Annotated in this window: 10 protein-coding genes, 1 tRNA gene, 2 pseudogenes and 1 CRISPR repeat array; of the genes and pseudogenes, 7 read left to right on the top strand and 6 right to left on the bottom strand. The window is 67.9% G+C overall.

Annotation, left to right across the window (positions count from 1 at the left end; translation table 11 throughout):
* Nucleotides 1-32: 32 nt before the first annotated feature.
* The 3 genes from RVR_RS25470 to RVR_RS25460 all read left to right on the top strand — a co-directional run bounded on the left by RVR_RS25470 (nucleotide 33) and on the right by RVR_RS25460 (nucleotide 1,652).
* On the top strand, nucleotides 33-380 hold the full coding sequence (locus tag RVR_RS25470; protein WP_202236247.1) for a hypothetical protein: 348 nt from the start codon (nucleotides 33-35) through the stop codon (nucleotides 378-380).
* Entirely contained in the window at nucleotides 377-637 is a 261-nt protein-coding gene (locus RVR_RS25465) for a hypothetical protein (protein WP_202236246.1), read from the top strand. Before RVR_RS25470 ends, RVR_RS25465 begins: the two co-directional genes overlap by 4 nt.
* Nucleotides 638-821: 184 nt before the next feature.
* Nucleotides 822-1,652 (top strand): NsdA family TPR-like regulatory protein, encoded by an 831-nt coding sequence (locus RVR_RS25460; RefSeq protein ID WP_488165669.1) that lies wholly within the window; start codon nucleotides 822-824, stop codon nucleotides 1,650-1,652.
* A gap of 10 nt (nucleotides 1,653-1,662) precedes the next feature.
* Here the strand turns inward: RVR_RS25460 and RVR_RS25455 are convergent, their stop codons facing one another.
* On the bottom strand, nucleotides 1,663-2,613 hold the full coding sequence (locus RVR_RS25455; protein ID WP_202236245.1) for a phosphotransferase: 951 nt from the start codon (nucleotides 2,611-2,613) through the stop codon (nucleotides 1,663-1,665).
* Nucleotides 2,614-2,754: 141 nt separating this feature from the next.
* Nucleotides 2,755-3,453: a CRISPR direct-repeat array (repeat unit 28 nt; unit sequence GGACCATCCCCGCGGGCGCGGGGAGCAC).
* A 242-nt stretch (nucleotides 3,454-3,695) separates the two neighbouring features.
* Here RVR_RS25455 and RVR_RS25450 point away from each other — a divergent pair.
* Nucleotides 3,696-3,765, top strand: a tRNA-Arg gene (locus tag RVR_RS25450).
* A 209-nt stretch (nucleotides 3,766-3,974) separates the two neighbouring features.
* Complete coding sequence (gene istA / locus RVR_RS25445) at nucleotides 3,975-5,483, top strand: IS21 family transposase (protein WP_237404950.1); 1,509 nt, start codon at nucleotides 3,975-3,977, stop codon at nucleotides 5,481-5,483.
* Between the two features lie 6 nt (nucleotides 5,484-5,489).
* On the opposite strand, the gene RVR_RS25440 is transcribed toward istA, so the two are convergent.
* A complete protein-coding gene (locus RVR_RS25440) occupies nucleotides 5,490-5,771 on the bottom strand; it encodes a hypothetical protein (protein WP_237405406.1) in 282 nt (93 codons plus the stop codon).
* Between the two features lie 106 nt (nucleotides 5,772-5,877).
* On the opposite strand from RVR_RS25440, the gene istB reads away from it, so the two are divergent.
* Nucleotides 5,878-6,603: an IS21-like element helper ATPase IstB gene (istB, locus tag RVR_RS25435; RefSeq protein ID WP_383331683.1), complete on the top strand. Its 726-nt coding sequence runs from the start codon at nucleotides 5,878-5,880 to the stop codon at nucleotides 6,601-6,603.
* 187 nt (nucleotides 6,604-6,790) lie between these two features.
* On the opposite strand, the pseudogene RVR_RS25430 reads toward istB, so the two are convergent.
* A pseudogene (locus RVR_RS25430) lies at nucleotides 6,791-7,562 on the bottom strand (IS5 family transposase).
* A 147-nt stretch (nucleotides 7,563-7,709) separates the two neighbouring features.
* Here RVR_RS25430 and RVR_RS25425 point away from each other — a divergent pair.
* Nucleotides 7,710-9,267, top strand: a pseudogene (locus RVR_RS25425) (ISAzo13 family transposase).
* Between the two features lie 70 nt (nucleotides 9,268-9,337).
* On the opposite strand, the gene RVR_RS25420 reads toward RVR_RS25425, so the two are convergent.
* From RVR_RS25420 to RVR_RS25410, 3 genes are all read right to left on the bottom strand, one after another.
* The gene (locus tag RVR_RS25420; RefSeq protein ID WP_202236241.1) at nucleotides 9,338-10,108 is read right to left on the bottom strand and encodes a transposase; all 771 of its coding nucleotides are present in this window, start codon (nucleotides 10,106-10,108) and stop codon (nucleotides 9,338-9,340) included.
* Between the two features lie 259 nt (nucleotides 10,109-10,367).
* Entirely contained in the window at nucleotides 10,368-12,080 is a 1,713-nt protein-coding gene (locus tag RVR_RS25415; RefSeq protein WP_202236240.1) for an ATP-binding protein, read from the bottom strand.
* Nucleotides 12,081-12,534: 454 nt separating this feature from the next.
* Entirely contained in the window at nucleotides 12,535-13,068 is a 534-nt protein-coding gene (locus tag RVR_RS25410) for a hypothetical protein (protein WP_202236239.1), read from the bottom strand.
* Between the last annotated feature and the right edge of the window lie 332 nt (nucleotides 13,069-13,400).

Genomic DNA, 13,400 nt, shown 5'->3' with positions numbered 1-13,400 from the left:
ACACAGATGTCCTCGGCGTTCCGGAGCCCGCTGTGACCGCACAAATCGACGGCCCGTACGGACCGCTCATCCCCATGCCGGACCTCACTCCGGACGGTCTCCGTGCCGCCGTCACCAAGATCGCGCCCAGCAGGCTCCCCGCACTGACCCAGCACCTCTTCGAAGCCACCACCAACGCCCAGCAGACCGCGAGCATCTCCCCGCTCCGCGCTTTCGTCCACTCCTGGGCCGTCTTCGTCGCCATCGAGCGCCATCCGGCCCGAGCGGCACGCCTCCGTGCACTCGAACGCCTCGTCGACACCGGCACGGACGACCCGACGGACGCCATCGCCGAGATCCGCCGCATCCGTGACGAGGCAGAGGCCGAGACCGGCCTGTGAACGAGTGGACCTGGGACTACAACCCGAGCGCCGACTACCTGACCAACGGACTGCCGCCCGGCGTGATCGCCGAGGTCGAACGCCTCGCCACCGAACTCGCCGCGCTCGGCCGCGACTCCACGAAGGTCGGCCGCCCCTTCGACCGGGAAGGCGGCCTCCGCGAGTTCGACATCCTCAACGGCCGCGGTTTCATCAGCTTCCTCTCCGTCCCGCGCCATGCATGCGTCTACGTCTGCAACATCACCTTCTACGGCTGAAGCCGACGCATCCGGACCCCCCCCGATCACGATTGGATGCCGCGCTGCTCGACGTGCGGTACCCACCCTCACCCGACGCCGCGATCAGCGTGGTTTGCCACCTGTGGCGAGCCGATCTGCATGGGTATGAACCGCTGCTGGAATCGCCTCCGTCCGAACCGGCTTGGAGCGACGCCTCTCTGCGGTGTCTGGTCGCTCCCGAACCTGCACCAAACCCCCGCAGTTGCGCGGCCGCTACAACGACGCCACCGGCCACGCTCTGTTTTCAACCGTCGCCGAACTCACCCTCCTCGCCGGGTGGATGTCCTACGACGCCTGCCACCATGGTCTGGCTCAGCGGTACTTCCTCCAGGTACTCCGCTTCGCCCAGGACAGCGGCGAGCGGCGCCTCGCCGGCAGCGTGCTGTCCGCGATGAGCCACCAGGCCACGTTCCTCGGGCAGTTCACTCAGGCGGCCACTCCCGCCCGCGCGGCGCGGATGGGGATCTCCGGAGTGGCGACACCGACGCTCATGGCGCAGTTCCACGCCATGGAAGCGCGAGCGCTGGCCCGTACCGGCGACCGCACGGCATGTGAGCAGGCGCTCGCCGAGTCTGCCCGGCACCTGGAGCGACGCCATGAGGGCGACGAGCCTGAGTGGATCACCTACTTCGACGAGGCAGAACTCGCCGCCGAGGCCGCGCACTGCTTCCGCGACGTGAACCGCGCGCGGCAAGCCGTCGAGCATGCGGGCAACGCGATGAGCGGTATCCACGTGCGCTCGGACTTCTTCGCGACCATGGTGTTGGCCGACGCCCACCTGCGGGCCGGCGACCTGGAGGAGGCGTGCCGGGTGGCCCTGTACGCGCTCGACCTCGGGGAACAGCTCCGCTCGGCCCGGTGCGTGAGCTACCTCAGCGAGTTCCGTACGGCGCTGGCCCCGCACGCAGGTTCCGCCACCGTGCGGGGACTGGCGGCGCAGGCCGCAGAGCATCGGATCTGGCAGGCCGCCGCGGGTTCCGGGCGCGACGCGTAGGAACGCGTCGTCAGAAGGGTCGCCAAAGGCGCCGGTCGCCGTTTGTACGGATCGTTTCGACGCGGCGAGCGAACTCCTCGGCCGCTTTCGGCTCTGCCGCCGCCTTGCCGCCCAGCCACAGCGTCATCATCAACTCGCGGAGATTGGCCAGCACTTGGTAGCCGGGCCAGTTCATGATGTCGAAGCCGTAGTGGTGGACGAACGACTCGTACTCCGCGCGGGTGTGCCACCCGAACCGGTCATAGAACAGCGCCGTCTGGATCAGGTCCCACTCGCGCGGGGCCAGGGCGAAGCCGTCGAGGTCGATCAGCACGGCGTGGCCGGCGCGGTCCCGTAGCACGTTGCCGATGTTCGCGTCACCGTGGATCAGGCCGAAGGGGAGTACGAAGTCGAGCCGGGCGTACGCCTGCGCCAGTTGGGCGGTGCGGTCGGCCAGGAACGCGGTGTCCTCCGGGTCGACGCCCGCACCGAGTTGCCGCACCGACACCTGCACCTTCGCCACCGGGTCGAAGTACGGCAATCCCAGCGACTCCGGCTCCTCCAGCCAGTGCAGCCGCTTCAGCAAGTCCGCCAACTCCGGCAGCGTCGCGTACTCCTCCTCGTCCTGCACGCTCTCCCAGAACGTCACCACCCGGCCGCCCACGACCAGGGGCTGTCGGGCGATCCCCGGGAGCAACCGGTTCGCCGGGATCACCTCCTCGGCCAGCCACCGCGCCACCCGTACGGCCCGATCCATCTCGGCAAGCGCATCCGGGTCGGCAGCAATCCGAACGATCACCGGCCGCCCGGCGAGCGCGAACACGGCGTTGGACCCCAGCCGCACAAGCCTCGCCCCGGCAGCGTCGAGTCCCACCTCGCCACACGCCTGGCGCAGCACCCCCGCGGCAACCTCCTCCGTGAACCTCTCCCCCGCGCCGCCGCCACCCGCCACGTCCACTGCCCCTTGGCCACCTCTCGCCATGCCCCGACCCCACGGCGCGCAGAAGCTGATCCACCCGCCGTTCTCCCCGGACAGCTCGGAACCGTTGCATCTACGCGCCCAGCACCCGCCATGCGCTTGCCGCGCTTCGTTCACCACCGGTCGCGTGTCTCCCCCGGCAGCGGACCATCCCCGCGGGCGCGGGGAGCACTCGGCGAACGCCACGGGCACGCGCAGGTTCTTGGGACCATCCCCGCGGGCGCGGGGAGCACGCGGCGGCGAGGTGGGCGTAGTCGGCTCCCTCGGGACCATCCCCGCGGGCGCGGGGAGCACTCACTGACCAGGGCTGTTATGTTGCGCTCGTCGGGACCATCCCCGCGGGCGCGGGGAGCACACCGGCCGGCGGCTTGATGAAGTCGTAGCGGATGGACCATCCCCGCGGGCGCGGGGAGCACCGGCCAATCAGCCCGTAGTACGGGCTGAGGGGGGGACCATCCCCGCGGGCGCGGGGAGCACGAGTTCGGGGGTGACCGGTGACTCCGGAACGTAGGACCATCCCCGCGGGCGCGGGGAGCACGAGAAGCAGATGTCGTAGCCGTCGTCCATCTCGGGACCATCCCCGCGGGCGCGGGGAGCACGCCTGCCCAGGTCGGGTCCGCACGGTTCCCCAGGGACCATCCCCGCGGGCGCGGGGAGCACACCGTCGCCTCGCACCGGCAGGCCGTGGACGAGGGACCATCCCCGCGGGCGCGGGGAGCACGACGGGAGCTTCGCTCGCGTCAACGTGGACGAGGGACCATCCCCGCGGGCGCGGGGAGCACCCAAGGGGGCGGCCGTGGCCGAAACCCAGATCGGGACCATCCCCGCGGGCGCGGGGAGCACACTTTCTGACCTGGGACTCTATCGGCCGATGGGGTCGGATTTTACAACTTCCGCCGACTCGGGCATATCAAACATAACGGCCTCGCACTTCCACATCGCTCCATCGCGCGTCGGCCTGGACGAGACGCCGCCCGCGCAACGCACCCGCGAAGGTCGGCACTTGAACAGCTCCTGCCAACGTCGTAGGGACGTAATGATCACGCCCCTACCCGTCGCTTGATCTCAACTCCGCCCTGATCAGGGCCGTTCAAGGAGTAACCGCTCCTCCGGCCTCCGGAGCCGTGTGCGCAGGTTCGAATCCTGCCGGGGGCACCTGTCGGCGGCCGTGGCAGAGTCCGGGTGTGCGGCCAGTTGAGTCCCGGCTGATGGCCACCAGAATTCCAGGTGGGTGGCCGTCCGGCCTGTGGTGTTCCTGATCGCTTCCGTAGACGAAGGAGACCTCTTCGTTCGGTTTGCTGGTGTTTGCGAAGCATCAGCGAATCGGTCGAAGAGGTTCTGTGACGAAGTCTGACAGAGAGATCATGGAGATATTCGAGGCGTACGACCTCACCGAGACGGTCTGGTCGGCTGCCGCCCTCACGGGGCACGACCCGAAGACGGTCAAGCGGTATGTCGAGGCCCGCGACAGCGGGCGCAACCCGTACGGGCGCGAGCCGCGACCGAAGATGATCGACGCGTTCCTGGAGAAGATCGAGGAGTGGGTCGAGCAGTCGAAGGCGACGATCCGCGCCGATGTGGTCCACGAGAAGCTGGTGAAGATGGGCTACCCGGGCAGCGCGCGGTCGACCCGGCGGGCGGTGAACGCGGCGAAGACCGCGTGGAAGGCCGGCAAGCGGCGGACCTATCGTCCGTGGATCCCCGAGCCCGGGCAATGGCTGCAGTTCGACTGGGGCGAGGGCCCCAAAATCAGCGGGCGGCGGACTTGGCTGTTCTGCGCGTGGCTGTCCTGGTCCCGCTTCCGGGTGGTGATCCCAGTCTGGGACTGCACCCTGGGCACCTTGGTGGCCTGCCTGGACACCACGTTGCGGCGGATCGGCGGGGCTCCGACCTACCTGCTGACCGACAACGCGAAGACGGTCACCGTCGAGCACATCGCCGGGATCCCGGTCCGGCACCCACTGATGGTCGCCGCAGGCCGGCACTACGGCTGCCAGGTCGTCAGCTGCGTTCCCTACGACCCTGAGTCAAAGGGCGGCGCGGAGGCCACGGTCCGCATTGCGAAGGCCGACCTGGTCCCCACCGAGGCGAACCTACTGCCCACCTACGACACGTTCGCCGAACTCACGGACGCCTGCCTGGTCTGGTGCGACACGGTGAACACGCGTCGGCACCGGGCGACCGGGCAGATCCCGGCGGACCGGCTCGATATCGAACGCACCACCTTGCACGTCCTCCCGCCGGAGCCGCTGGCGCTCGCGCTGGGCGAGGAGCGGGTGGTCGGCTCGGACCGCACCATCAGCTTCAACTCGGTGCGCTACTCGACCCCACCCGGCTACACCGGCGCCAGGGTCTGGTGCCGGGTCGTCGGCGAGGAGCTGTCGATCACGGCCCGCACCAGCTCCGGTGACCTGTCGGAGATCTGGCGCCACCAGTTGTCCACACCCGGCGTCCCGCAGATCATCGATGCGCACTACCCCGACCACCCCGAGGGCCGGTCGGTCCATCAGCCCAGGCTGCGACCGCGCTCTGAGGCGGAGGTCGCGTTCGTGGGCATCGGCCCGGGAGCCGGGCGCTGGCTGAAGGAGGCCGGACCCGCAGGAGCGTCCCGGATCCGCGCCAAAATGGCCCACGCCGTCGAGCTCGCCGCGGTCCTGGGCAGTGACCGGGTCGACCAGGCCCTCGGGCTCGCGGCTGCGGCCGGGCGCTTCGCCGAGGACGATCTGGTCTCCATCCTGGAGCACATCGCGGCCAGCAAGCCCGTCGGCCAGGTCGTCCGGGCGGACGAGGCCCACTCCGTCCAGAACGGCACCATCGCCTGGCAAGCCCTGGGCCGACAGCAGACGGCGGCCGGGGAGGCGAGGGCCGACTGACATCAGTCAGTCGCCGATGAACCACAGATACAGGTGAAGCCCGCGTTCGACGACCTGGCACAGCTCGCGGGCCTGCCCGACCCAGTCACCGCCCAAGTCGGCAGGAAGCCGGTCGAGTTCCGACAGCAGGAGCGGCACCTGCCGCTGGTTGAATACCGCATCCCCATACGGCGTCAGGGCCCGGAGCATCGGGAACTGCGCCGGGTCCAGATTCGCGAAGCCGGCCGTCCAATCCACACCGGCTTTGGCGCTGGCCACGACGTTCCTGTTGTCACCACGCACCGCCATATTGATCACCCGCCGAGCCTATCGGCGCCCACCGCGACCCACGAAGGAATTACCGACCGTGACGTTTCCCCAGGCCCCGGCCCTGCCCGAGGAGCTCGACAAGCTGATGCGCCGCATGCGCCTGCCCTACATGCGCAAGGCCGCACCCGACGTTCTGGCGACTGCCCGGGCCCAGCGGTGGGATCCCGCCGAGGTCCTGCGACTGCTGATCTCCGAGGAGGTCACCGGCCGTGACGCGGCAACCCGACGCCTTCGCCGTCACTCGGCGAACTTCCCCACCGGCAAGACCCTCGCGTCATGGCGGGCCGAGGACTCCACCATCCCCGAACCCACCCAGAACTCCCTGATCACCCTGGAGTGGATCGGCCGTGCGGAGAACCTGGTGATCGCCGGCCCGTCCGGAACCGGGAAGTCGCACTTCACCGAGGGTTTGGCCCAGGCCGCGATCGAGAAGGACCTGCGGGTGGCCTGGTTCACCCTGGAGACCCTCGCCGCCGCGATCGGCAAGTCGAAGGTCGACGGCTCGACCGCCCGCACGGTCGCCCGGATCTGTCGGGCCGATCTGATCGTCATCGACGACATCGGCCTGCTTCCGGTCGGCGAGGACGCCGCCGAGGCGTTCTACCGGATCATCGACGCCGCCTACGAACGCCGCTCGATCGCGGTGACCAGCAACATTCACCCCTCAGGGTTCGACACGATCATGCCCAAGACCCTCGCCGGGGCCAGCACCGACCGCCTCATGCACCACGCTCACCTGGTGACCACCACCGGCGACTCCCACCGCCTCGCCGAGGCCCTCGCAGGCAAAGGAGTGGTCCCCTTGACCTGACCCTCACCCCCAGGAACACCGCTGGCCACAGACATGGAATTCTGATGGCCACCAGCCAGGACACCCGACGGCCGCTCACCTGGGCATCTCAATGGCCGTTGACAGCACCACCGGAACAAGGTTCTGACCAGCAGAAATGCCAGTCAGAGCCTTCCTTGTACCTGCCAAAAGACACACGGAGCCTTTTTCAACCTCGGTTTGGGCAGGTGAGGTGGAGGGTGAGGACGGCTTGGACGAGGCTGGTGATGTGGGTGGTGGAGCACCGGAGTTTGCGCAGGAGCCGCCAGGTCTTGAGGGTGGCGATGGCGGGTTCGACCAGGGCTCGGATCTTGGCCTGCGATCGGTTCGCGGCCTGCTGGCCTTCGGAGAGGTTGTCCCATCGGCCTCGGTACGGCACGCGGACAGCAGGTCCGGCGCCTTGGTAGCCCTTGTCCGCCCAGCAGTCGATCTCTGCTGAGGTCAGGGCGTCGAGGATGCCGTGTTCGCGTGCGGCGCGGATGTCATGGACGGCTCCGGGCAGGGCGGGTGAGGCCCACAGGAGACGTCCGGCTGGGTCGGCGAGGACCTGGACGTTCACGCCGTGCTTCTTGTGTTTGCCCGAGTAGAACGGCCGGTTGGCGGCGATCCGGTCGATGGGCAGGAGGGTGCCGTCGAGCAGGACGAACGCCTTCGCCGACGCTTCGCGGACGGCATTTTTCGAGCGTAGGTGCCAGGGCGGCCAAGAGGTCGACGGCTTCGGTGATGTAGCGGTAGGCGGTCGTCGTGCCGATACCGAACCCGGCTGCGAGCTGGGCGTAGGTGTGCCCCATGCGCAGGTGGGCGAGAGTGAGCAGCGCCTGTCGGCCGGCGCTCAACCGGCGCCACCGGCTGCCGATCGCACGGCGACGTTCGAGCAGCCGGGCGGTGAGAAAGCGAAGGTGCGAGTTGGACAGGTCCAGCCCGGACGGGTAGACAAGCATGTGAAGCCTCTGGCAGTGCGGGTGATCTTGGTCGTGAACCCGTCTACCAGGGGCTTCACTCGTCTGTCACGCCAACTGCCGTACCCACGCGGGAGGTTGGAAAAGGCTCAAGATGTTGCTTCTGAGTCTTTTTGTCGTTGTTGTGGTATGCGCATCCCGGACGAGACTCGTGGTCAACTCGCCTTGAAGTTTGCGGTGTTGTTCCCGCACTTGGACGAGCGGCAGCGGCGGTTGCTGATGGCCGCGGAGGCCAGGGCCCTGGGCCATGGCGGCGTCCGGGCCGTCGCGCAGGCGGCGGCGATGAGCGAGACGACCGTTCGCCGGGGCGTGTTCGAGATCGAGGCCGGCCAGGCACCCTTGGGACGGGTGCGACGGCCGGGCGGAGGTCGCAAGCGGATCTCCGTCCTCGACCAGGGCCTGCGCCCGGCCTTGCTGGCGCTGGTCGAGCCGGACGAGCGCGGGGACCCGATGTCCCCGCTGCGGTGGACAGTGAAGTCGACACGCGCCCTGGCCCGGGAGCTGACCCTGGCCGGGCACAAAGTAAGTGCCGACACCGTCGCCGACCTGCTACGCGAGGAGAGCTTCAGCCTGCAGGCGGCCGCCAAGACCCTGGAGGGCGCCCAACATGCCGATCGTGACGCCCAGTTCCGCTACCTCAACGAGCGGGCCCGCGAGCACCGGGACGCCGGACAGGCCGACCGGTGACCCGGTGCAGGCCGGGGTCCACGACTTCGCGGACCCGCAACTGGGCAAGGCGGTCCCCTACGGGATCTACGACGTCGAAGCCAATACCGGCTGGGTCAACGTCGGCACCGATCACGACACTGCCGCGTTCGCCGTGGAGTCGATCCGTCGCTGGTGGCACGGCCAGGGCCAGGCCGCCTACCCGCAGGCGACACAGCTGCTGATCACTGCCGACGCAGGCGGCTCCAACGGCTACCGGACCCGGGCATGGAAACTCCACCTCGCCCGCCTCACGGCCGAAACCGGTCTCACGATCACCGTGTCCCACCTGCCCCCGGAAACGTCGAAGTGGAACAAGATCGAGCACAGGCTGTTCTCCCACATCACCATGAACTGGCGCGGCCGACCGCTGACCAGCCACGAAGTCATCGTGAACAGCATCGCGGCGACCACGACCCGCACCGGACTGCGCGTGACCGCCAGCCTGGACACCAACAGCTACCCCACCGGAGCCCAGATCCAGGACGCAGAGATGGCCGCCCTGCCACTGACCCGACACGCCTTCCACGGCGACTGGAACTACGCCCTGCACCCCCGGCCAAGCCCTGCCACCCTGACGCCGCAGGACCCGCAGACCCCTGCCACGCCATGGGACGAGAGCTTGCTGTCCGATCCCGCCCTGACCGGCATGCCCCGGCGGCAACTGGACGACCTCACACGAACGCTGGCTCCCGACAAAGACACCCAGCACGGCCGCCCACCCCGGCTCACCTTCCCCGAACAGGTCCTGGCCACCGTGCTCCATCTACGCGTCGCCTTAGCCGCGGAACCACTCGCCGTACTGTTCAGCAGTAGCCGAACAGCCATGCACCGAACCCTCCTGAAGAACAGAAGACTCCTCAAAACGCACGGGATCGCCATCCCGCCCGCAACCACCCCACCCGCGGCCCTGGCAACCCTCCATGCCCGGGTCCTCGCTCTCACCAGCAACCCCAGCAACAAGATCAAGACGACGCGTTAATTCTCTGCAAGCCCTAAGGGCCGTCCCGTAAATGATCTACGGCGTGCTGGCTGACCTGCCCGCTTCTACGTCACCCGGCCAGGGTGAGGTTGTGGAGGCGGGCGATGCCGAGCATGGCGTGGTGGACGCCGTCGCCTTTGAGACGGCAGTCGCGGAGGATCTTCCAGGTCTTCATGCGGGCGAAGGCGTGCTCGACGCGGGCGCGGACCTTGCGGTGGGAGGTGTTGTGTTCCTCCTTCCAGGCGGGAAGTTCGCTCTGGCCGGCTTTTCGGCGGTGCGGGATGATCAGGCCGGTCCCCTGGTAGCCGCCGTCGGCGATGACCGTGGTACGGCCCACCGCGGCCTTCGCGCCGGACTCCTCCCATGCTGTGCAGTCGTTGCGGTTGCCGGGCAGCGGCCGGCCGACGGCCACGACGAGCCGGGTGTCGGCGTCGATGACGACCTGGTGGTTGGTGGAGTAGCGGTAGTTCTTGGACTGCGCGGCGACGCCGTGGTCTCGGGTGGGCACCAGCGTGCCGTCCACGATCAGCACGGTGTCCTTGCGGAACCGCTTGCGGGGCTCGAGCGCGAGCGCCGGTCCGAGGTGGTCGACGATCCGGTCTGCTGCGGACTTCGACACCCCGAACGGCGGAGCGAGTTGGCGCAGGGTGAGGTTGGTGCGCCAGTACGCGGCGACGAGCAGGACCCGGTCCTCCAGCGGGAGGTTCCAGGGCCGGCCCTTGCGCACCGGGTCCGCACCGTCCCGTCGCAGTGCAGTGATCAGCTTGCCGAACTGACGAGGACTCAGGCCGGCGAACGGGGCTATCCAGGAGGGCTCCGACGCCGTGATCACACCAGACACGACAAGATCATCTCACCCGTGACCAGCAGCTTGCGGGACAGCGCTTAGGTGACGAATGCGGCAGCGAATGCGCGCCGAATCCGAAGAATGCAGGGCCCAGCGCCGGAAGCTGCGCAAAGAGGCAAGCGGCTGCCACGACTTCGAGCGGGATTATATGACAGGGACTGCGGTCAGGCCCAGGTCACGATGAAGGAGGCTGGGCAGAGACGAGAGTGTCTGCCCAGCCCCCTTCAGATTGTCGCCCGGATGGCGGCTGGTCTCAGAGGATGTGATTGATCTTCGTGAGGTACTGATCGGTGAAGGTGCCCCACCACTTGCGGAGTTCCTTGTATTGGTCGACGGGCGTCTCGTGCATGGACTCGGCCTTCGCATAGGCGACCAGGAGCAGGGTGATGGCTTGAATGGCTCGACGCGCCGTTGCCGGGGCCTCGGAGCTGCTGTTTTGCTGCTTCGACAGCACCTTCAGGGGCTCGTAGAGCTCCTGGTAGAACACGTGGCGTTCGTTTAGCCGGATGAGCGTCTGGCCCTCAAGGTGGGTGAGCTGGAAGAGGTCGTCCCCGGGGACATCTACGGTCTCGATGACGAACGGAAGGTCTTTGATCTCCTCAACGTAGGCGGCCTTCTCCTCCTCGCTCCTGTCCCGTCCGGCGTCCTTCGCCAGATTGACGTACTCCTTTTCGATCTGAGCTTCCGTGAGGTTCGACTTGGCTCGGGATTTTGGCATGGTGCGGTCCGCGTCCTTGATGGAGTGGGCCAGCGAGTTGTGCTCTCCGGAGTTCTTTGCGTCGTCGCGATCGGCCTGACTCCAGATCCGGTCGATCTCCTCGCGAATCCCCGGGATGACGTTGTTTGCGATGGTCTTGAGCGTACGGCGGAGCCCGTCGGAGGGGACAGCTCCGCGCTTGACGTTGCGGACGCCCATCATGCGGTCGAGTTCGGGGGTGAAGTGCACCTCGAAGCCAATGTACCGGTCCTTGGTCTTGACCCCATCCGGAAAGAGCTTGGCGACGAGGTTGTAGTTGATTTCGCGGTCCAGGCGCATGAAGCTGATGGCGCCCTCGTTCTCCGGGACCCTCAACTTGATCGCGAGGGCATCACGGCCGGCACCCTTGCCACGGACGACCTCCGGCGGTGCCAGGGTGATGACAACGCGTACCTTGTGGGTGGTGCCTTCCACCTTGACGATCTTGTCGTGGAAGACCTGGCCTCGGAAGTCACCAACCTCCTTGCCAGTGGCCTTCAGGTGCTCAGTGAGGACCTGCTCGGCCCAGGTGCCCTTCTGGCGGAAGGTCGGGTCGTGCGGCTTGAGGGGCATGCCGTCGACGCTGATACGGATGCCGCCGCCGAGGAACGCACGGAAGATCCGGGCCAGCTCCTTCTTCAGCTCGACGATGACGTGGTCTGGGGTGCTGCGGCCCTCGCTGTCTGTGACCCTGTCAATCTTCGACCACATCACCACGGTGCCCGAGCCGGTGGGGAAATACGGCTCCAGGTCGGCGGGCAGGGGTTCGTCGTCAGGAGGAGCGATGCTGGCGATGTCACCATTCGCCTCGGCCTTGAGGGCCTCGTCGAGGTCGAAGGCAACGTGACGGATCTTGTCGCTACCCGCCACACGGGACCACGCATCGATGCGGATACCGACGCTGAGGCCCGCGAGCTTGGCACCGACACCGAACTTGCCGATGGTTTTCTCGGACATGTAGCGCCGAGAGAAGCCCAGCTGCAGGTAGTGGTGGAGTGTGTCGTCGTCCATGCCCGAACCGTCGTCGATGAAGACGATGCGGCTGAGGGCCTTCTTGCGGTTCTGGGTCTCGGTTTCGGTGAGGATCTCGATGTTGTTGGCGTCCGACTCGAGGCTGTTGTCGATGACCTCGCCGACGGCGGAGGGAAAGTTGTGGCCGGAGTCGCGAAGGCTGAGCAGCGCGCGGCCGGAGAGGACGACCGGGATGGTGCCCGGGGCGGTGGTGGTCATGGGGTGCTCCTGGTTTCGGAGGGGTGAGGGTGGAGCAGTGCCCGGGTGAGGGCGCGTCCGAGTCCCGGCTCCTGGCAGAACGGGCAGCGGCGGGCCGTGCCGGCGGGGCTGGCGGGGTGAATGCGGTTGAGGAGAGGGTGGCCGGCGCAGAGGTGTCGGTGGTACCAGCGGGCCTCGGTCGCGTACGCCTGGTCGGGGTTGCGGGTCGGTGTGACGATGAAGTGGGTCGCAATCCCCTGCAGGGGGTGGTGGTAGAGGCGTCGGTGCAAGCAGGTGTCCGACCTACCCACATACAGCGGGCGGATGGCTCCCCGCACGTGGCCCAGCAGCAGGTAGGCGCCGATAGATTTGGGCTCGACCCGGGTGTGGACGACGCTGCGCGTGAACCGGACGGCCCTGGTGAGAGCGTCCTGGCCGGCGGAGGTCACGAGGAGGGGGATGCCGACGGAGGCGCTCACGCGGCGCCGTCCATCAGGATGCGGGTCTGCTCGCGAAGGGCGCGGCGCGCCCGCTCAACGGTGGCGATCGAGACACCCCTGCGCCGGGCAGAGACGGGCACGGTCTCCCGACCGAGCATGTCCTGCAGGCACCCGGGCCCGTACGGGCCAAGGGTGAGGGCGAAGGCGTTCAGCTCCCGAAGGGTCTCGGCGATCAGGACCCGCGCTTCGGGGGTGTCGTGGGTGACCATCTCGGCGGTGATCGAGCCGTCCAGCTCCACCGTCGTCACCCTGCGGCGAGCGGCATCGGGCAGCGGCCAGGCAGCCGCGCTCCGGCAGGCGTTGCGCTTAGCGCGGATGATCGTTCCGCGCGCGTCGCGCATCACGTTCCGGGCCAGGTGGTTCACGTTCTCGGCCGGCCGATCCTGGCTCAGGGCCAGGTTCAAGGCGGTGTCGACGATGTCGAGGAACTCGCCGTCCCACGAACGGGACTTAACCATGTCCTGCAGGCGGCGCAAAACCTCAGAGCGCACGACGTCATGCCGGAGCATCAAGTGCTCCTCTCCTGGTGCCCGGTTGCTGTAAGCCGGACCCATGCTGTTGTTACCCACTCGCCCTTTGGCCGTCGTCGCCATACGGTCGACTCCGGCATGAGCAGGCTTGTTCAAGTGTAGAGACCGCCGCCGACACCCGCCGGTGACACCCTCCGATACCTAAGGGGCCGTCAACCGCCTTACTCCCTCACTGGGTTGGGGGGAAACTAAGATTTCCGTCACCGACCTCACCCAAGGATCTCACTTAACGGGACAAATGCTCCCCACGGGTGAGCGGATGCGGAACGAACCGTGGAGCACGGCTACATCGACGTCACCGACACTGGCCA

The sequence above is a fragment of the Streptomyces sp. SN-593 genome (assembly GCF_016756395.1).
GTDB lineage: Bacteria > Actinomycetota > Actinomycetes > Streptomycetales > Streptomycetaceae > Actinacidiphila > Actinacidiphila reveromycinica.
The sequence above is the reverse complement of the archived record's forward strand: the minus strand, read 5'-3'. Positions and strand labels throughout refer to the sequence as shown.

What these genes read in the sequence shown, in the direction of transcription:
- RVR_RS25410 (WP_202236239.1), bottom strand. Translation starts at nt 13,068, where the DNA reads ATGCTCCGGCATGACGTCGTGCGCTCTGAGGTTTTGCGCCGCCTGCAG.
- istB (WP_383331683.1), top strand. Translation starts at nt 5,878, where the DNA reads ATGCGCCGCATGCGCCTGCCCTACATGCGCAAGGCCGCACCCGACGTT.
- istA (WP_237404950.1), top strand. Translation starts at nt 3,975, where the DNA reads ATGGAGATATTCGAGGCGTACGACCTCACCGAGACGGTCTGGTCGGCT.
- RVR_RS25455 (WP_202236245.1), bottom strand. Translation starts at nt 2,613, where the DNA reads ATGGCGAGAGGTGGCCAAGGGGCAGTGGACGTGGCGGGTGGCGGCGGC.
- RVR_RS25440 (WP_237405406.1), bottom strand. Translation starts at nt 5,771, where the DNA reads ATGGCGGTGCGTGGTGACAACAGGAACGTCGTGGCCAGCGCCAAAGCC.
- RVR_RS25415 (WP_202236240.1), bottom strand. Translation starts at nt 12,080, where the DNA reads ATGACCACCACCGCCCCGGGCACCATCCCGGTCGTCCTCTCCGGCCGC.